At 72.0% G+C, this 18,720-nt stretch carries 11 protein-coding genes; 6 read left to right on the top strand and 5 right to left on the bottom strand.

Features of this window, described 5'->3' with window-relative positions:
- Nucleotides 1–636 precede the first annotated feature (636 nt).
- Complete coding sequence (locus ACIGG8_RS17540; protein ID WP_350521646.1) at nt 637–3,156, top strand: ATP-dependent Clp protease ATP-binding subunit; 2,520 nt, start codon at nt 637–639, stop codon at nt 3,154–3,156.
- Nucleotides 3,157–3,498: 342 nt separating this feature from the next.
- A complete protein-coding gene (locus tag ACIGG8_RS17535; protein ID WP_396548943.1) occupies nt 3,499–5,844 on the top strand; it encodes an immune inhibitor A domain-containing protein in 2,346 nt (781 codons plus the stop codon).
- Between the two features lie 137 nt (nt 5,845–5,981).
- On the opposite strand, the gene ACIGG8_RS17530 is transcribed toward ACIGG8_RS17535, so the two are convergent.
- Nucleotides 5,982–7,169 carry a threonine aldolase family protein gene (locus tag ACIGG8_RS17530; RefSeq protein ID WP_396548942.1) on the bottom strand — a complete coding sequence of 396 codons (1,188 nt, stop codon included), beginning with the start codon at nt 7,167–7,169 and terminating at the stop codon, nt 5,982–5,984.
- Between the two features lie 375 nt (nt 7,170–7,544).
- Here ACIGG8_RS17530 and ACIGG8_RS17525 point away from each other — a divergent pair, with 375 nt between their 5' ends.
- The gene (locus tag ACIGG8_RS17525; RefSeq protein WP_396548941.1) at nt 7,545–8,597 is read left to right on the top strand and encodes a M23 family metallopeptidase; all 1,053 of its coding nucleotides are present in this window, start codon (nt 7,545–7,547) and stop codon (nt 8,595–8,597) included.
- A gap of 7 nt (nt 8,598–8,604) precedes the next feature.
- Here ACIGG8_RS17525 and ACIGG8_RS17520 read toward each other — a convergent pair whose 3' ends face one another.
- A complete protein-coding gene (locus tag ACIGG8_RS17520; RefSeq protein WP_396548940.1) occupies nt 8,605–9,339 on the bottom strand; it encodes a TetR/AcrR family transcriptional regulator in 735 nt (244 codons plus the stop codon).
- 223 nt (nt 9,340–9,562) lie between these two features.
- Between ACIGG8_RS17520 and ACIGG8_RS17515 the strand changes: the two genes are divergently transcribed.
- The gene (locus ACIGG8_RS17515) at nt 9,563–11,155 is read left to right on the top strand and encodes an MDR family MFS transporter (protein ID WP_350521651.1); all 1,593 of its coding nucleotides are present in this window, start codon (nt 9,563–9,565) and stop codon (nt 11,153–11,155) included.
- Between the two features lie 82 nt (nt 11,156–11,237).
- Here the strand turns inward: ACIGG8_RS17515 and ACIGG8_RS17510 are convergent, their stop codons facing one another.
- Nucleotides 11,238–12,167 carry an A/G-specific adenine glycosylase gene (locus ACIGG8_RS17510; RefSeq protein ID WP_396548938.1) on the bottom strand — a complete coding sequence of 310 codons (930 nt, stop codon included), beginning with the start codon at nt 12,165–12,167 and terminating at the stop codon, nt 11,238–11,240.
- 332 nt (nt 12,168–12,499) lie between these two features.
- Between ACIGG8_RS17510 and ACIGG8_RS17505 the strand changes: the two genes are divergently transcribed.
- A complete protein-coding gene (locus ACIGG8_RS17505; protein WP_396548937.1) occupies nt 12,500–13,396 on the top strand; it encodes a hypothetical protein in 897 nt (298 codons plus the stop codon).
- A 235-nt stretch (nt 13,397–13,631) separates the two neighbouring features.
- On the opposite strand, the gene disA is transcribed toward ACIGG8_RS17505, so the two are convergent.
- Together disA and radA are read right to left on the bottom strand one after the other, a co-directional pair.
- Complete coding sequence (gene disA / locus ACIGG8_RS17500) at nt 13,632–14,690, bottom strand: DNA integrity scanning diadenylate cyclase DisA (protein ID WP_350521739.1); 1,059 nt, start codon at nt 14,688–14,690, stop codon at nt 13,632–13,634.
- Nucleotides 14,691–14,891: 201 nt separating this feature from the next.
- Complete coding sequence (radA, locus tag ACIGG8_RS17495) at nt 14,892–16,427, bottom strand: DNA repair protein RadA (protein ID WP_350521653.1); 1,536 nt, start codon at nt 16,425–16,427, stop codon at nt 14,892–14,894.
- A 150-nt stretch (nt 16,428–16,577) separates the two neighbouring features.
- Between radA and ACIGG8_RS17490 the strand changes: the two genes are divergently transcribed.
- On the top strand, nt 16,578–18,533 hold the full coding sequence (locus tag ACIGG8_RS17490) for a sigma-70 family RNA polymerase sigma factor (protein ID WP_396548936.1): 1,956 nt from the start codon (nt 16,578–16,580) through the stop codon (nt 18,531–18,533).
- Nucleotides 18,534–18,720: the final 187 nt, after the last annotated feature.

Genomic DNA, 18,720 nt, shown 5'->3' with positions numbered 1-18,720 from the left:
CCCGGCTGCCGCGCACGGCACCGACGACACACGCGCGGGGCGCGGAGGAGTCTCCTCCGCGCCCCGCGGCGTGTGCCCGGACGACCGCGGCGCGTGCCCGGACGGCCACGGCGCCACCGGCACCGGGAGGCGTCCGGGGTGCGGGCTCGGGCGGCGGAACAATCACGAGCTGTGCAACGCTGTAGGGGCGAAGCGGTAACGCGGACACCACCGGGATGGCGTACCGACCATCCGGGCCGCCGTTGAACCACCGTCACCGCGGCCCGACTTCTCGCCAGGCGAACACCGCCACCGCGGAAACTGCGCGAGAACCGCCCCGATACCGGGTATGAATGCAGGTGGACGGGTTCTCGGACCTGTCCAGGGGCAGTATGCGCGACCGGTCGGAGAGGGTCCGGGCGCGCCCCGGCGGCGCTTGTTCGCCGATGGCGTAGCGGATTCCGGTGCATCCGGCCCACCAGTGGGAACACCGTTTCCCAGCATCAGGTTGGGATTGGTGTCGGCTGGTCGCGCAGCATCTCTCTCCTCTACCGGGGAGTGAATCCGTGGGCCGCGCCGCTGAGCGGGACTAGCATGCGGAAGGACAGGGCGGGGACGGACCCCGAACTGCCCGACCGCTCTGAGGAGCGATAAACGATGTTCGAGAGGTTCACCGACCGCGCGCGGCGGGTTGTCGTCCTGGCTCAGGAAGAAGCCCGGATGCTCAACCACAACTACATCGGCACCGAGCACATCCTCCTGGGTCTGATCCACGAGGGCGAGGGCGTCGCCGCCAAGGCCCTGGAGAGCCTCGGGATTTCTCTTGAGGCCGTTCGCCAGCAGGTCGAGGAGATCATCGGCCAGGGCCAGCAGGCCCCGTCCGGTCACATTCCCTTCACGCCCCGGGCGAAGAAGGTCCTGGAGCTGTCGCTGCGGGAGGCCCTGCAGCTCGGCCACAACTACATCGGCACCGAGCACATCCTGCTCGGCCTGATCCGCGAGGGCGAGGGCGTCGCCGCCCAGGTCCTGGTCAAGCTGGGTGCCGACCTCAACCGGGTGCGCCAGCAGGTCATCCAGCTGCTCTCCGGCTACCAGACCAGCGGCGGCAAGGAGTCGGCCACGGCCGGCGGGCCCGCCGAGGGCACCCCGTCGACCTCGCTGGTCCTGGACCAGTTCGGCCGCAACCTCACCCAGGCCGCCCGCGAGGCCAAGCTCGACCCGGTCATCGGGCGCGAGAAGGAGATCGAGCGGGTCATGCAGGTGCTGTCCCGCCGCACCAAGAACAACCCTGTGCTGATCGGTGAGCCCGGCGTCGGCAAGACCGCCGTGGTCGAGGGCCTGGCGCAGGCGATCGTCAAGGGCGAGGTCCCGGAGACGCTCAAGGACAAGCAGCTCTACACGCTGGACCTGGGCGCCCTGGTGGCCGGCTCGCGCTACCGCGGTGACTTCGAGGAGCGCCTGAAGAAGGTGCTCAAGGAGATCCGCACCCGCGGCGACATCATCCTGTTCATCGACGAGCTGCACACCCTGGTCGGCGCGGGCGCCGCCGAGGGCGCCATCGACGCCGCCAGCATCCTCAAGCCGATGCTGGCCCGCGGCGAGCTGCAGACCATCGGTGCCACCACCCTGGACGAGTACCGCAAGCACCTGGAGAAGGACGCCGCGCTGGAGCGCCGCTTCCAGCCGATCCAGGTCGCGGAGCCGTCGCTGCCGCACACCATCGAGATCCTGAAGGGTCTGCGCGACCGCTACGAGGCCCACCACCGGGTCTCCATCACGGACGCCGCCCTGGTCGCCGCCGCCACCCTGGCCGACCGGTACATCTCGGACCGCTTCCTGCCGGACAAGGCGATCGACCTGATCGACGAGGCCGGCTCCCGGATGCGCATCCGCCGGATGACCGCGCCGCCGGACCTGCGCGAGTTCGACGAGAAGATCGCCGACGTGCGCCGCGAGAAGGAGAGCGCGATCGACGCGCAGGACTTCGAGAAGGCCGCGTCCCTGCGCGACGACGAGAAGCAGCTCCTGCAGGCCAAGGCCAAGCGCGAGAAGGAGTGGAAGGCCGGCGACATGGACGTCGTCGCGGAGGTCAACGAGGAGCTCATCGCCGAGGTCCTGGCCACCGCCACCGGCATCCCGGTCTTCAAGCTGACCGAGGAGGAGACCTCGCGCCTGCTGCGCATGGAGGACGAGCTGCACAAGCGCGTCATCGGCCAGAAGGACGCCATCAAGGCGCTCTCCCAGGCCATCCGGCGCACCCGTGCGGGCCTCAAGGACCCGAAGCGCCCCGGCGGTTCGTTCATCTTCGCCGGCCCGTCCGGTGTCGGTAAGACCGAGCTGTCCAAGACGCTCGCCGAGTTCCTCTTCGGCGACGAGGACGCGCTGATCGCGCTCGACATGTCCGAGTTCTCCGAGAAGCACACCGTCTCCCGGCTGTTCGGCTCCCCGCCCGGCTACGTGGGCTACGAGGAGGGCGGTCAGCTGACGGAGAAGGTCCGCCGCAAGCCGTTCTCGGTCGTCCTCTTCGACGAGGTCGAGAAGGCCCACCCGGACATCTTCAACTCGCTGCTGCAGATCCTGGAGGACGGTCGCCTGACCGACTCCCAGGGCCGCGTGGTCGACTTCAAGAACACCGTCATCATCATGACGACCAACCTCGGCACCCGGGACATCTCCAAGGGCTTCAACCTGGGCTTCGCGGCCACGGGTGACACCCAGACCGGGTACGAGCGGATGAAGGCGAAGGTCGGCGAGGAGCTCAAGCAGCACTTCCGCCCCGAGTTCCTGAACCGTGTCGACGACATCGTGGTGTTCCACCAGCTGTCCGAGGACGACATCATCCAGATCGTCGACCTCATGATCGCCAAGGTGGACGAGCGGCTCAAGGACAAGGACATGGGCCTGGAGCTCAGCGTCGAGGCCAAGAAGCTGCTGGCCAAGCGCGGCTACGACCCGATCCTGGGTGCCCGTCCGCTGCGCCGCACCATCCAGCGCGAGATCGAGGACCACCTCTCCGAGAAGATCCTCTTCGGTGAGCTGCGGGCCGGTCACATCGTCGTCGTCGACGTCGACGGCGAGGGCAAGGAAGCCAAGTTCACCTTCCGCGGCGAGGAGAAGTCGGCCGTCGCGGACACCCCGGCTGCGGTCGCCTCGTCAGGTCCGGACCTGACGAAGTAGCCAACTTTTAACAGACAACTTCACAGCAACCGAGCCCCCGGCGTTCACGCCGGGGGCTCGGTGCGTTCCGCCCCGTCGGAGCGCCTGCCGCCGCGGACTCGGACGGGTGGCTTCCGGGCTGGTTGGTACGCGTGCGGTCGATTTCTCAGGCAGCTTTAACGAACATACGGTTGACAGATGGCCAGCTGATGGGAAGTCGCGGAGCATAGCGCCGTGACCATGTCACGGTCAAGGTCTATCTTTTTTATGCACGCTTGTATCAAATGACGTCCACCTGTCTTTCATTTTGGTTTGCCGGGCTTTGGCCATGAGCTGGCCCCGGTCGGGGAGGACGTCACAACGTTGAAGAACACCAGGAGAACCGCTGCAGCCGCGACGGCCGCAGCGGTCATAGTCACGCTCGGCGCGGGCCTGTTCCCGAGCACCGCCGTCGCGGCCGGCTCGGCCCCCGTGCCGAAGGACCCGGCCGAGGCCGTCCAGAACACCGAGCACAACATCCCGGGTCCGCTGACCGCCAAGGAGGAGGCCGAGCACAAGGCCGCCACCGAGCAGCTGCTCAACGGCACGGCCCAGGTCGAGCAGCACAACGGCAGCACCAGCGTGAAGCTCGGCAAGGACAAGTACGTCGAGCTCGCCCGTGAGCGCACGGACAAGATCTTCACGATCCTCGTCGACTTCGGCGACCAGGTCGACAACACCACCAAGACCGCCGACGGCAAGGTCAAGTACGGCGGTGAGCCCGGCCCGAAGCACAACGAGATCGCTGCTCCGGACCGCGCCACCAACAACTCGACCGCCTGGCAGGCCGATTACAACCAGGCGCACTACCAGGACCTCTACTTCAGCAAGGACAAGCCCTCGCTGAAGACCTTCTACGAGAAGCAGTCCTCGGGCCGCTACTCGGTCGACGGTGTGGTCTCGGACTGGGTCCGCGTCCCGTGGAACGAGGCCCGGTACGGCTCCGACTACTGCGGCTCCAACGTCTGCGCCAGCGCCCAGGACCTGATCCGCGACGCCGTGGACATCTGGTACAAGGACCAGCTGGCGAAGGGTCAGACCGACGCCCAGATCAAGGCGACGCTGGCCCAGTACGACCAGTGGGACCGCTACGGCTCGCACCACGACGGCAACTTCAACCAGCCCGACGGGTACATCGATCACTTCCAGATCGTGCACGCCGGTGAGGACAAGTCGGCCGGCGGCGGCAAGCAGGGCACCAAGGCCCTGTGGGCGCACCGCTCCTACGTCTACGGCAACCTGACGGGCCAGGCCGGCCCCGAGGGCAACAAGCTCGGTGGCGTGCAGGTCGGCAACTCCGGCCTCTGGATCGGCGACTACACGATGCAGCCGGAGAACGGCGGCCTCGGCGTCTTCGCCCACGAGTACGGCCACGACCTCGGTCTGCCGGACCTCTACGACACCGCCGGCAAGGGCATCGACAACTCGGTCGGCTTCTGGTCGCTGATGTCCTCCGGTTCCTGGCTCGGCGAGGGCAAGGACAGCATCGGCGACATGCCGAACGACCTCGACGCCTGGAGCAAGTACCAGCTCGGCTGGCTGAAGGTCGACCGCGCCAAGGCGGGCACCGAGTCGACGCACCACATCGGCCCGGTCGAGTACAACACCGACCTGCCGCAGGCGCTCCTCGTCGACCTGCCGAAGAAGAGCATCACCACCGACATCAACAAGCCGTTCGCGGGCGGCAACGAGTGGTGGAGCGGCAGCGCCGACAACCTGAACGTCACGCTCACCCGTGACGTCGACCTGACCGGCAAGACCAAGGCCAGCATCAACGCCAAGGCCTGGTACGAGCTGGAGCCGGACTTCGACTACGCCTTCGGCGAGGTCTCCACCGACGGTGGCAAGACCTGGACCGTCGTGGACGGCACCTGGAACGGCGCCGCGCTCCCGAAGGAGAACGGCCGCCCGGCCGTCAACGGCCTCGCCGCCACCTGGGGCGACCTGTCCTTCAACCTGGACGCCTACGCCGGCCAGAAGATCCAGTTCCGCTACCACAACACCACCGACGGCGGCCTGCACTACAAGGGCTTCGCGGTGGACAACGTCTCGGTGACCGCCGACGGCGCCACCGTGTTCAGCGACGACGTGGAGAACGGTGTCAACGGCTGGTCCGCCACCGGCTTCACCCGCTTCGGCGGCTCGTACACCAAGGACTACGCGCAGTACTACATCGCGGAGAACAAGCAGTACGTGTCGTTCGACCAGACGCTGAAGACCGGCCCGTACAACTTCGGCTTCGCCGACAAGCCGAACTGGGTCGAGCACTACGCGTACCAGCCCGGCCTGCTGATCTGGTACTGGGACGAGTCGCAGACCGACAACAACGTCAGCGCCCACCCGGGCCACGGCCTGGTCCTGCCGGTCGACTCGCACCCGGCGCCGATGAAGTGGTCGGACGGCACCCTGATGCGTCCGCGCATGCAGGGCTCCGACTCCACCTTCGGTTCCCGCCGCGTCCCGGCGCTGACCCTGCACAAGGCCGGCGTCGAGACCGTCATCCCGAAGGCCAAGGGCGTCGACGAGTTCTCCGACCTGAAGTCCTGGTGGTCGAAGGACAACCCGTACAGCGGTGTTGACGTTCCGAAGACCGGCACCAGCATCGAGGTCGAGAACGAGTCCTCGAACTACCTGGAGACCTGGATCCGGGTCCGCCCGGTCGACAACTGATCGAGCCCGTAGCGATCAGCCTGTGACCAGGCAGCTCTGACGGAACCACGTCCGGCCCGTCCCCGCACCGCGGGGGCGGGCCGGACGCTTTGCCCGGTCTCTCTCCGGGCCGGCAGCCCGTCAGGGCCGGCGCCTGGTCAGGGCCGGCCGACGCGGGTCCGCAGCCGGTCCAGGAAGGCCGCGGCCGCCACCTCGACGTCGGCGCCGGTCCAGTCGAGGGCGGGCGAGGCGACCGTGACCTCGGTCATCGCCAGGCCCGGCAGCTCGCGTTCGCGCCAGGCGCCGAACAGCCCGATCCCGGTCTCCTCGGCCTGCTCCAGCGAGACCTCCTCCAACTCCTCGGCCGGGTACGGCAGCCAGAGCCGGAACTGGTGGGTGTGCGGCGGGGCCGGGTGCACCCGGGCGCCGGGGACGGCGGCGAAGGCCCGGGCCAGCCCCTCGGCGACCGTCCGGGCGTGCGCCACGTACCCCTCCAGCAGCGGCAGTTCGCGCTCCAGACCGGCCAGCGCGGCCAGCGCGAACGGCCACTGCTGGAAGAGCTGCCCGCCGTAGCGGTGGCGCCAGGCCCCGGCGGTGCGCACGAAGCCCGCCGAACCGGCCAGCGCAGCACCGCTGATCCCGCCGAGGGTCTTGTAGAAGGAGACGTAGACCGAGTCGGCCAGGGCGGCGACCTCCGGCAGCGGGCGGCCGAGCGCGACCGCGGACTCCCAGATCCGCGCACCGTCCAGGTGCAGCGCCGCGCCGTGCTCCTCCCGCACCACCGCGGCCAGCGCCCGCAGCCGCTCCCAGTCGGGCAGCACGAACCCGGCGTCGCGCAGCGGCAGTTCCAGGCTCAGCGCGGCGTACGGCTCGTCCAGGGCGCGCACCTCCTCGGCGGTGGGCTGGCGCGGCGCGACGGTCGGCCAGAGGCTGCGCAGGCCGGTGAGGACGCCCAGCGCGTGCCGCTCGTGCCGGTCGGTGTGGGCCAGCGGGTGGGTGGCGACGGTGCGCAGCCCGGCGGCCTCGGCGTGGATCCGCAGGGCGACCTGCTGGGCCATCGTGCCGGTCGGGAAGAAGGCCGCGTCCTCGGTGCCGAGCAGCCCGGCGACCCGCAGCTCCAGGGCCCGGACCACGCCGTCGCCGTACTGGTCCGGCCGGTCGTCCAGATCGGGGGCGGCTCCCTTCCCGTCCGGAGGCGGATCGGCCAGGTCCGCGAGGCGTTCGCGGATGGTCCGCGGCCGGACGCCGGACAGGATGCGCTCGCAGCCGCGCAGGGCGGCGAAGCGGCGGTCCGCCGGGCTCGGGCGGCCACCGGCGTCGGGGTCTTCGCTCCTGTTGCCATACATGGGTCGATGGTCCCGCAGCGGACCCGACCGGTCATCGGTGCGGACGCAAGCGGTTCGGACGAAGGCGGTTCGCGCCCGTCAAACCCCGGCCGCAGGTGGTACTGGTCACAGGCCCTCGCCTCGGTACGACCGGCGGTAGTAGCGGGGCCGGACGGGCCGACGAGCCGTCCGGGAGCGGTCGTGGGCGACCGGACCCCGTGATCGTCGCCCCGCCGGTCCGGGGATCCGGCGCCGCACCGACTAGCCGCGGTAGTACGTCACACCGTTTGGGAGTGCGCCCGGTGCCGGTTAGACCTGTGTGGTCCCCCGCTCAGCACGCGCCCCGGACGGGCCCCGTCGTGCTGCCCCGTCTCGACCCGTGAGGTACGGCCACCGATGTCCACCGTCCCGCCCGTGGGGCCGACCCTGCGCCGGCTCGCCGCCCGTACGGCGGCCCAGGCGGCGGCCTGGCAGCCCCGGCTCGGCCACGCCGTCCGCACCCGCGTCACGCCGCTGCGCACGACCTGGCAGCCCCGAATCGACAACGCCGTCCGCACCCGCGTCACGCCGCTGCGCACGACCTGGCAGCCCCGGCTCGACAACGCCGTCCGGGCCCATGTCGCACCGCTGCGCACGCTCGCCACGCCCCGGCACACCACCCTGCCGGGCAGCCGTCAGCGGGCCGAGCACGACCACGCGCTGGCCTCGGTCGGAGCGGCCGCGGCGCTGCTGGCCGGCGTGCTGCTGGTCGCCGCGCCCGGCAGCGCCTCGGCCCAGACCGTGCGGCCCACCACGCCGGGCAGCTCGGCCTTCACCGCGCCGCAGGCGGAAGTGCCCGCACCGGGACTGGTCCAGGTGGCCGGGCCCAGCGCGTACAAGCTGCCCGGGGACGGTCCCTCGGCCCAGCAGTCCGTGGCGGTGGCGGCCAACCTGCTGCCCGCCGATCCGCCCGCCCCGGCCGCGGCCGCGCAGCCCGAGCCGGCCGCCGCGCCGGCACCCGAACCGGAGCCCGCCCCGGCACCGGCGCCCGCCCCCGCCCCCGAGTGGTCGGCGCCGGTGCCGAACGCGCCGACCAGCAATCCGTACGGGGTGGCCAACCGCGAGTACGCGGCCGGGTACCACACCGGGGTGGACTTCGCGGTCTCCCCGGGAACGCCGCTGCTGGCGGTCGGCAACGCGACCGTGGTGTCGGCCGGTTGGGACGGCGCGTACGGCAAGGAGGTCGTGCTGCGGCTCGCGGACGGGCACTTCGCGCAGTACGCGCACATGTCCTCGCTCGCGGTCTCGGCCGGCCAGCACGTGTCGGCCGGCCAGCGGATCGGGCTCTCGGGGAGCACCGGCAACTCGACCGGACCGCACCTGCACTTCGAGATCCGCACCAGCAACCGCTACGGCGCGGTGGTCAACCCGGTCGCGTACCTCTCGGGGCACGGCGTCACGAACTTCTGACCGTCCCTCACGGACCGACGGGGGCGGACGCGGGCGGTGCCGGCGGGGCCGGAGCAGGTGCGGGCGGCGCCAGCGGAGCCGGGGCAGGCGGTGCCGGCGGGGCGGGCGCGGGCGCGGGCGGTGCGGGGTGGCTGATCCGGCCGCCGATCTCCAGCGCGATCTCCCGGGCCGCCCGGATCGCCTCGTCCAGCGTGGCCGCCGTGTCCAGCGGCTCGCCCCAGACGTTCTCGGCGTGGCCGCAGTCCGCGGTGTCCTGCTTGAGCAGGAACAGCGACGAGTGGACGGTGAACAGCGCCATCGCCGCCCGCAGCCGGTCCGGGAAGCCCGCGTTCGGCCCGTGCACCAGCTGCATCATGGTGATCATGCGGTCACGGAAGGCCAGCCCGGCCGGCGACTCGCGCAGCGCGGGCTGGTTCTCGTGGAAGAAGCGCAGCAGCGGGGCCCGCTCGGCCATCCCGTCCGCGAAGCGACGGATCAGCTCGTCGCGCATCTCCGGGCTCCAGGACTGCTTGCGGCCCCACTCGATGGTCTCGTCGATCGGCGCGGCCATCCGCTCGACGATGCCCAGGACGATGTCGTCCTTGGTCTTGAAGTGGTAGTAGAGCGCGGCCTTGGTCACACCCAGGCGGTCGGCGATCTCGCGCAGTGAGGTCTGCTCGTACCCCTGCTCGGAGAAGAGCTCCAGCGACACCTCGATGATGCGAGCCCGGGTGTCGCTGCGGGGGCTGTGCGGAGTGCCCATGGCCTGCCTCATGACTGCGTCGGTGACTTCTGCGGATCCCCGGGGTGGCGTCCGCCCCGGGCACATTCTCCCTGCCCAGGTGGCCGGTTCGGAAACTGGCTTGACGACCGGCTAGGGAACAACTTACCGTGCCGACGTTACAAGAAACTAGCCGGGCGTCAAGTAAGTAGCCGCCGAGCGGCGCGGATGCGCGTCCCAAGCACCCTCCGGGAGACCCCACCTCATGTCACAGTCCAAGACCGCCGCTCCGGTGCCGGAGGACAAGACGGCCGAGGAGGAGCAGCCGCGGTCACCCCGCGAGATCCGCCTCGTCATGGTCGGCCTGGTCGTCACCATGCTGCTGGCCATGCTCGACAACCTGATCGTCGGCACCGCGATGCCGACGATCGTCGGCGACCTCGGCGGCGCCGAGCACCTGTCCTGGGTGGTCACCGCGTACACCCTGGCCACCGCCGCCTCGACCCCGATCTGGGGCAAGCTCGGCGACATGTACGGCCGCAAGGGCACCTTCCTCACCTCGATCGTGATCTTCCTGGTGGGCTCGGCGCTGTCCGGCCTGTCGCAGAACATGAACGAGCTGATCGGCTTCCGCGCCGTGCAGGGCCTGGGCGCCGGCGGCCTGATGGTCGGCGTCATGTCGATCATGGGCGCGCTGGTTCCGCCGCGCGACCGCGGCAAGTACCAGGGCATGTTCGCCGCGGTGATGGCCCTCGCCACCATCGGCGGCCCGCTGGTCGGCGGCTTCATCACCGACCACCTGAGCTGGCACTGGACCTTCTACATCAACCTGCCGCTCGGCGTGGTCGCGCTGGCCGTGGTCATCGTGACCCTGAAGCTGCCGAAGGTCCGCAGCACCGCCAAGATCGACTACCTGGGCGCCATCCTGCTCACCGTCGGCATCACCTCGCTCGTGCTGATCACCACCTGGGGCGGCCAGCAGTACGCCTGGGGCTCCAAGCAGATCCTCGGCCTGGCCGCGCTCGCCGCCGCCTCGCTGATCGCCTTCTGCTACGTGGAGCAGCGGGTCGAGGAGCCGATGCTCCCGCTGACCCTGTTCAAGAACCTGAACTTCACCCTGGTCTCGATCATCGGCTTCATCGTCGGCTTCGTGATGTTCGGCTCGACCGTCTTCCTGCCCCTCTACCAGCAGATCGTCCAGGGCGCGTCGGCGACCAACTCCGGCCTGCTGTTGATGCCGATGATGTTCGGCATGCTGGTCGTCTCGCTGGTGGTCGGCCAGGCCGTCACCAAGACCGGCAAGTACCGGATCTACCCGATCATCGGCACGATCGTGATGACCGCCGGCATGGTCCTGCTCTCCACCATGGGCGTCGGGACCAGCAGCTTCACCTCCGCCTGCTGGATGGTCGTGCTCGGCGCCGGCATGGGCTTCCTGATGCAGATCACCATGCTGGTCGCGCAGAACAGCGTCGAGCTCAAGGACATGGGCGTGGCCAGCTCCACCGCCACCCTGTTCCGCACCATCGGCGGTTCCTTCGGTGTCGCGCTGTTCGGCGCCCTGTTCAACAACCGGGTGACCGACACCATGAAGGAGAAGCTCGGCGAGCAGGCCGCCGGCGGCGGCGTGAAGGACCCGGGCCAGATGAGCCCGGCCGCCCTGCGCAAGCTCCCCGAGAACATCCAGGACGCCTACCACCACGCGGTGTCCAACGGCATGCACACCGTCTTCCTGTGGGGCGCCGGGGTGGCCGTGATCGCGATCGCCGCCGCGCTGTTCCTGCGCGAGGTGCCGCTGCGCGGCACCGGCAAGGGCGAGAAGCCGGCCGAGGCCTCGCTGGAGGCGGCGGCCGTCTGACGGTCCCCGCTCCGCACCGCACGACCCGGCACGACCGCGGCGCCCCCGGGAGGTCCTCCTCCGGGGGCGCCGCCGTTCCGTCCTACTGCGGCAGGCGGTAGACGCCCTGCTCGACCGGCTCGACCAGGCCGTCCGCGACCAGGCCGTCCAGGGCACGGGCCCGCTGCACCGCGTCCGGCCAGACCGCGTCCAGCCGGGCCTGCTCGACCGCGCCGTGCGCCTCCCGCAGCACCGCGAGCAGCTTGCCGCGCACCTGGCGGTCCGTCCCCTCGTAGGACTGCCCGCGCCGGGCCGGGCCCTCGTACGGCGGGCGGCCGGCCCGCTGCCAGGCGCAGCCGGCGAACAGCGGGCACTCCCCGCACTCCGGGCCGCGCGCGGTGCAGACCAGGGCGCCCAGCTCCATGACACCGACCGCCCAGGTGGCGGCGGTCCCGGCATCGGCGGGCAGCAGCGCGGTGGCGGTACGGCGCTCGGCGGCGGTGGTGGCCTGGGCCGGGTACTCGACGCCGGTCACCGCACGGGCGAAGACCCGCCGGACGTTGGTGTCCAGCACCACGTGCCGCTGGCGGAAGGCGAAGGAGGCGACCGCGGCGGCGGTGTACTCCCCCACCCCGGGCAGCGAGAGCAGCGTGGCGTGGTCGTCCGGGACCTCGCCGCCGTGCTCCTCGGTGATCGCCACCGCGGCCGCGTGCAACCGCAGCGCGCGGCGCGGGTAGCCCAGCCGGCCCCACATCCGGACCGCCTCGCCGGCCGCCTCGGCGGCGAGGTCGGCGGGGGTCGGCCAGCGGGTCATCCACGCCTCCCAGGCGGGCAGCACGCGCTTGACCGGGGTCTGCTGGAGCATGAACTCGCTCACCATGACCGCCCAGGGCGTCGCGTCCGGGGCCCGCCAGGGCAGGTCGCGCTTGGTCGCCTCGTACCAGTCCAGGACGGTCGAGTGGAACAGCGGCAGGGGCATCGGGAGCCGGGCGTCGTCGGTCCCGGCGGCGGCGGTGGCGGTGATGGCAGTCATGGCCCTTCGATCCTCCCACGCCCTCCGACCCGGCCGAAGTGGAGCAGAGAGGTCCGGACCACCGGAGGACCATCGGAGGACCACCGGAGGACCATCCGGCGGCATCACGGAGACCACGCCGGTGATCCCCGCGGACGTCACGCCGGCGAACGTTTCGGAGAACGTCCCGGAGAGGGTCCCGGAGAGGATCCGGAGAAGTTCCCGGAGAAGCTCCGGAGAATCAGCCCTTCGGGGCTCCCTCGAACGGATCAAATGGCGGATCATGTGAAGGAAGGGACGACTGTGCGGTGTTGGTGAGTCAATCGCCACACACAGTCTCGTAGAGTTTGGTCGTGCCCTCTCTGCGTCAACCCGTGGGACCGCTGCCGGCCTCGATCTACTGGCGTCGGCGCGTCGTCGTGCTCGCCGCCGTCGCGGCGGTCATCGCCCTGATCGCCTGGCTGATGACCGATCAGGGCGGAGGCGGTGACGGCGGCTCACAGAGCAAGGCCGCACAGGCCGTTCCGTCCCAGAGCCAGAGCCCTGCCCAGGCCATCACGCCCGGCGCCTCACCGAGCGGCCCCGCCGCGCGCCCGGGCGGCGGCTCGGGCGGTCCCGGCGGCGGCCCGGTGGCCGGCGGCGGCGGCACCGAGGTCAACCTCAGCGGCGGCTCGACCGGCGGCGCCAACCCGGCTCCCGCCGGCGGCTCCGGCGGCTCGGGTGGCTCCGGCGGTGCCGGTGGCACCGGTGGCACCGGTGGCGGTGCGGCGGGCGGAACCGGCGGCTCCGGTGGCTCCGGCGGTGGCGTCCCGGCGTTCAACACGCCCGAGGTCATGGCGCTTCCGGTCTGCGCCTCCTCGCAGGTCGCCCTGGAGCTGGCCGGCACCCAGAACTCGTTCCAGCCCAAGGACAAGCCGCGGCTCGCCCTGACGGTCAAGAACTCCACCGGCGCCAACTGCCGGGTGGACCTGGGCCGGATCGCCTCCGCGATCACCGTGAGCGCCAGCAACGGCGAGCGGGTCTGGTCCTCCGGCGACTGCCCGGCCGACAAGGGCAGCATCTGGGTGCAGCTGGCGGCGAACGGCAGCCAGACCGAGACCTTCACCTGGGACCGCAGCCGCAGCAAGCCGCAGTGCGCGACCGCCGACCCGACCCCGCCGTCGAACGGCACCTACGTGGTGCTCGCCGAGCTCACCGGACTCTCCGGGGACAAGGTCTCGGCGCGGACCTCGATCCGGCTGGACAACTGAGGGTCGGTCGACTCCGTTCGGGAGCCCCCGGTCGCCGCGGCCGGGGGCTCCGGCGTTCCGGGGCAACGGGGTTCCGGAGCTACGGGGTTACGGGTTGCGGGTTACGGGTTACGGGTTGCGGGGTTACGGGTTACGGGTTGCGGGGTTACGGAGCTCCCGGAACGGTGACCCGGGGCCCGGACGCGGGACGGCCCCCGGGGAAGCGTTCCCCGGGGGCCGTCCGCACGTCGTCGGATCAGACGTAGCGTTCCAGGATGGACGATTCGGCAAGGCGGGACAGGCCCTCGCGGACCGAGCGGGCCCGGGTCTCGCCGACGCCCTCGACCGTCTGGAGGTCGTCGATGCTCGCGGCGAGCAGCTTCTGCAGGCCGCCGAAGTGCTCGACCAGGCGCTCTATCACCGTGTTGGGCAGGCGCGGGATCTTCGCCAGCAGGCGGTAGCCGCGCGGCGAGACGGCGGAGTCCAGGGACTCCGGCGTGCCAGAGTAGCCGAGCGCCTTGGCGACGGTCTGCAGGTCCAGCAGCTCGGCGTGGGTGAGCGCCTCCAGGTCGGCCAGCACCTCGTTGACCGTCCGGCCCTTCTTGGCGGCCCGCTCCGGGAAGTAGTCCCGGGCGACCAGTTCGCGCTCCGGCTCCACGCCCGCGATCAGCTCGTCCAACTGCAGCGAGAGCAGACGGCCGTCGATGCCGAGTTCCAGCACGTAGCCGGCGATCTCGGTGGCGATCAGCCGCACCATCTCCAGGCGCTGGGCGACGGCCGTGACGTCCCGGACCGTCACCAGGTCCTCGATCTCCAGCGCGGAGAGCGTGCCGGCCACCTCGTCCAGGCGCAGCTTGTAGCGCTCCAGGGTGGCCAGCGCCTGGTTGGCGCGGGACAGCACGGTGGTGGAGTCCTCCAGCACCCGGCGGGTGCCGTTGACGTACATCGCGATCAGCCGCATCGAGTGCGACACCGCGACCACCGGGTAGCCGGTCTGCCGGTTGACCCGCTCGGCGGTGCGGTGGCGGGTGCCGGTCTCGTCGGTGGGGATGGTCGAGTCCGGCATCAGGTGCACACCGGCGCGGACGATCTTGGTGATGTCCTTGTCGAGCACCACCGCGCCGTCCAGCTTGCACAGCTCGCGCAGCCGGGTGGCGGTGAACTCGACGTCCAGGACGAAGCCACCGGTGCACAGGGACTCGACGGTCTTGTCGATGCCCAGCACGATCAGGCCGCCGGTGTTGGCCCGCAGGACCCGCTCCAGGCCGTCACGCAACGCCGTGCCGGGCGCGATGGCGGTGAGGGAGGCCCGCAGCAGGGCCTCCTCACGGGAGGCCTTGTCCGCCCCCCGGTCGCTGGCTGCCACGTGACTCCTCCGGTCGACCCCGTGCCGCGCGCCTCGCGCCGTGCGCCGGTCCGCGGTCTGTTGCTCTGTCGCTCAGTACCGCTCGGTACTGCCTTCTGGCCAATGAGACTGGGGAAAGTCTAACTGCGTGTGGCTGCGGCAGGGCTTGGGTCAGCGCAGTTCGTCGGAGTCGAGCGGCTCCCAGCCGTCCATCAGCTCCTCCGGGTAGGCCGCGACCCGGGCCGAGCGCGGGGCCGGCGGCGCCGACGGTGCCTCAGCACGGCCCTCGGCACGCCCCTCGGTACGCCCCTCGCCGCGCGGCTTGGCGGCGGCCCGTCGGCGGCCCGGGATGGCCCGCAGCGCCTCGCCGATGTCGGACACCTCGACCACCTTCATGCCCGGCGGCACCTTGCCCGGGTCCGGCGGGACCAGGGCGTGGGTGAAGCCCAGCCGGTGCGCCTCGGCGAGCCGGCGCTGCACGCCCGTCACCCGCCGCACCTCGCCCGCCAGGCCGACCTCGCCGATCGCCACCAGGTTGCTGGGCAGCGGGGTGTCGGTGGAGGAGCTGGCCACCGCGAGCGCCACCGCGAGGTCGGCGGACGGCTCGCTCAGCTTCACCCCGCCCACCGTCGCGGTGTAGATGTCCTGCTTGCCGAGCTTCACCCCGCCGTGCCGCTCGACGACGGCCAGGATCATCGCGATCCGGGGCGACTCCAGGCCCGAGGTGGTTCGGCGCGGCGAGGGGATCTGCGAATCCACCATCAGCGCCTGCACCTCCGCGACCAGCGGGCGCTTGCCCTCCAGGGTGACGGTGAGGCAGGTGCCCGGGACGGGCTTGTCACGCCTGGTCAGGAAGAGGCCGGACGGGTCGGCCAGGCCGACGATGCCCTCGTCGTGCAGCTCGAAGCAGCCCACCTCGTCGGTCGCGCCGTAGCGGTTCTTGACCCCTCGGATGAGGCGGAGCCGGGCGTGCCGGTCGCCCTCGAAGCTGAGCACGACGTCCACCAGGTGCTCCAGCAGGCGCGGGCCGGCGATCTGGCCGTCCTTGGTCACGTGGCCGACCAGCAGGGTGGCCATGCCGCGCTCCTTGGACGCCCGGATCAGCGCGCCCGCCACCTCGCGGACCTGGGCCGGGCCGCCGGGGGCGCCGTCCAGCTCGGCGGAGGCGATGGTCTGCACCGAGTCCAGGATCAGCAGGCCGGGGTTGACCGCCTCGATGTGCCCCAGCACCGCGCCGAGGTCCTGCTCGGCGGCGAGGTAGAGGTGCTCGGAGAGGGCGTTGATCCGGTCGGCGCGCAGCCGGACCTGGCCGGCCGACTCCTCGCCGGTGACGTAGAGCGTGCGGTGCCGGTCGGTGGCCGCCTTGGCCGCGACGTCCAGCAGCAGGGTGGACTTGCCGACGCCGGGCTCACCGGCCAGCAGCACCACCGCGCCGGGCACCAGCCCGCCGCCGAGCACCCGGTCCAGCTCCGGGACACCCGTCGAGCGGGCCGTCGCGACCTGGCCGTCCACCTGGGCGATCGGGCGGGCCGGGGCGCTGACCGGACCGGCGGCCGTCGTCCGGATCGGCACCGCGCCGTACTCCTCGACCGTCCCCCAGGCGTTGCACTCCGGGCAGCGGCCGACCCACTTGGGCAGCTGGTTGCCGCACTCGGTGCAGCGGTACGCGGGGCGCGGCTTGGCGGTGGTCTTGGAACGCGGAGGCATGCGGCCCACGGTAGCGCCTGGGTACGACAGCGGCGGTCCGCCACCGGGCTCGCCGCGCGTCCACACAGATGGGCGATGTTGTTACCCGAAAGAAGTACATACGCGGCGAATGGCGGGGCCGGGCCGTCCGGCTTCCCTACCGTCGGACAGGTGACAACGCGAACTGTTGGGCCGGCCGGGCCGCAGGCCTCCGCCGTGCTCGCGGCGTACGACCGGCAGGTGGACGGCCTGTTCACCTACTGCCTCTCGGTGCTGTGCGAGCACGACGCCGCCGCCGACGCCCTGCGCGACGTCCGTGAGCTGGCGCAGCGGCACGGCGCCCGGCTGGCCGAGCCCGGGCTGGTACGGGCCTGGCTGTTCTCACTGGCCCGGTACTGCTGCCTGCGGCGACTCGCCGACGGGGCCGGGGCCGGGGTTGTGGACGGTGGTGGGGGCTCGGGCGGTGGCGGAGCCTCGGGCGGCGGTGGGGCTGCGGCCTGGAGCGGGGCTGCGGCCGGGCACGGGGCCGGGTTCGGACGGGCGGCCGGGCGGGCGCCGGGGGCCGAGCCGAGCGAGATCGAGACGGCCCGGCGGCGGCGCGAGCTGGCCTCGCTCGCCTGGCCGGAGGCGGCCGGCACCGACCCCGAGCAGCGCGAGGCACTGGAGCTTTCCGTCCGGCACCGGCTGACGCCGCTGGAGGTGGCCGCGGTGCTGGGCCTGCCGTTCGAGCGGACCCGTGTGCTGCTGGTCGGCGCGGAGGCCGAGGTCGCCCGGACCAGAGCGGCGCTGCTGGTGCTCGGCGTGGGCAGCTGCCCGGAGCTGGACCGGCTCGGCGGCGCCGGGGCGGAGTCCTGGCGGGACTGGGTGCTCGGCCCGGCGCTACGGCGGGAGCTGGTGCAGCACGTGGTGGACTGCCCGACCTGCCGGGGGACGGCGGAGCGGGTGGCCGACGAGGCGGCGGAGGGGGCGGCGGGGCTGTCCGGGCTGCCGCTGCTGGCTGCTCCGGCGGGCGCAGTGGGCGCAGTGGGTGGCGTGGGCGGCGTGGGCGGCGTGGGTGTCGTTGGTGGGGCGGGCGTCGCCGGTGTCGCGGGTGCCGCGGGTGGCTTCGGCCGTGTGGTGGCCGAGCCCGGGCTGCGGTTCGACCAGAGCGGCTTTCCCCGGCACCGGGCCCCGGACGCGGGGCGCGGACTGGCGGTCCGTCGGCGGGTGGTGACCACGGGTGTGCTCGCGGCCGTGCTGGCTGCGCCGGTGGTCGCGCTCTGGGCCGGGCACCGGGGCGGCGGGTCGGGGGCGGCGGCCTCGGTGTCCGCGGTACAGGTGAACGAAGCAGGCCCGGCGGCCGGACAGCGGTCACCACAGCCGCGGCCGGGGGGCGGGGGCCAGGTCGGGCAGGGCGGACCGGGGCTGGAGTTGGCCGGGACGGGCGGGGGCAACGCTGCAGAAACGTTGCTTCCCGGTTTTCCTCGACTGACCTTCCAGGGCGCCGTGGTCCCCGTCCCGGCCCACGGCGCCACCCCGCTCGGCAGCCCGACCCTGGTCGCCGCCCCGGCCCCCGTCCTCGAACGGACCTCCGGACCGGGTGCGCCCGACCCCGCCCCGGCCGGACTGCTCACCGTCGAGGCCGGCGAGTACGGCAGCCGTACGGTCCTCACCCTCACCAACTCCGGCACCACGGAGATCCGCTGGCACGCGGTGACGGACGCCGGCTGGCTCCGGCTCAGCCGCGACTCCGGCACGCTCGCGCCCGGCCAGCGGATCACCGTGATCGTCACCGTGGACGAGGACCTCGCACCGACCACGCACTGGACCGCCCGGATCGCACTGCCGCCCTCGCAGGCGGTGGTCACCCTGGAGGGCGGCCCGCAGAACCGCGGCGGCTCGGCCTCCTCCCCTCCCGCCCCATCCCCGACGACGTCCGCCCCGCCGACGGACTCCCCCTCGCCGACCGCCACGGGCGCACCCTCCCCGTCGGGCTCGCCGTCGACGACACCGCCGGCCGGCACGCCGTCCGGCTCCCCGTCCCCCTCCGGCACCCCGACGGCTCCCGCGACGAACAGCCCCTCGCCGCGCCCGACCGGGGCGGGAACACCGACGGCGTCGCCGACGGCATCGACGGCGACGCATTAGAGGCGGCGTCGTTCCGGCAGATGTGCCACCCGAGGTAGGCGTGAGGGATGCGCGAGAAGTCGGTCTGGCCGATTTCTCGCGCACCGCCCCGGGCCCGATGCCGCCCCGGGGCAAATATGTAGACCGGTCGGCAAAAACCAGCCCGCGCCGAACCGTCAAAATGCACAGAAAGTCGACCAGGCCGACT

Origin of the sequence: Kitasatospora sp. NPDC085464 (assembly GCF_044541955.1) — a bacterium.
Classification (GTDB): Bacteria; Actinomycetota; Actinomycetes; order Streptomycetales; family Streptomycetaceae; genus Kitasatospora.
The sequence above is the reverse complement of the archived record's forward strand: the minus strand, read 5'-3'. Positions and strand labels throughout refer to the sequence as shown.

What these genes read in the sequence shown, in the direction of transcription:
- ACIGG8_RS17530 (WP_396548942.1), bottom strand. Translation starts at nt 7,169, where the DNA reads ATGTATGGCAACAGGAGCGAAGACCCCGACGCCGGTGGCCGCCCGAGC.
- ACIGG8_RS17525 (WP_396548941.1), top strand. Translation starts at nt 7,545, where the DNA reads ATGTCCACCGTCCCGCCCGTGGGGCCGACCCTGCGCCGGCTCGCCGCC.
- ACIGG8_RS17510 (WP_396548938.1), bottom strand. Translation starts at nt 12,167, where the DNA reads ATGACTGCCATCACCGCCACCGCCGCCGCCGGGACCGACGACGCCCGG.
- ACIGG8_RS17515 (WP_350521651.1), top strand. Translation starts at nt 9,563, where the DNA reads ATGTCACAGTCCAAGACCGCCGCTCCGGTGCCGGAGGACAAGACGGCC.
- radA (WP_350521653.1), bottom strand. Translation starts at nt 16,427, where the DNA reads ATGCCTCCGCGTTCCAAGACCACCGCCAAGCCGCGCCCCGCGTACCGC.
- ACIGG8_RS17540 (WP_350521646.1), top strand. Translation starts at nt 637, where the DNA reads ATGTTCGAGAGGTTCACCGACCGCGCGCGGCGGGTTGTCGTCCTGGCT.
- ACIGG8_RS17520 (WP_396548940.1), bottom strand. Translation starts at nt 9,339, where the DNA reads ATGGGCACTCCGCACAGCCCCCGCAGCGACACCCGGGCTCGCATCATC.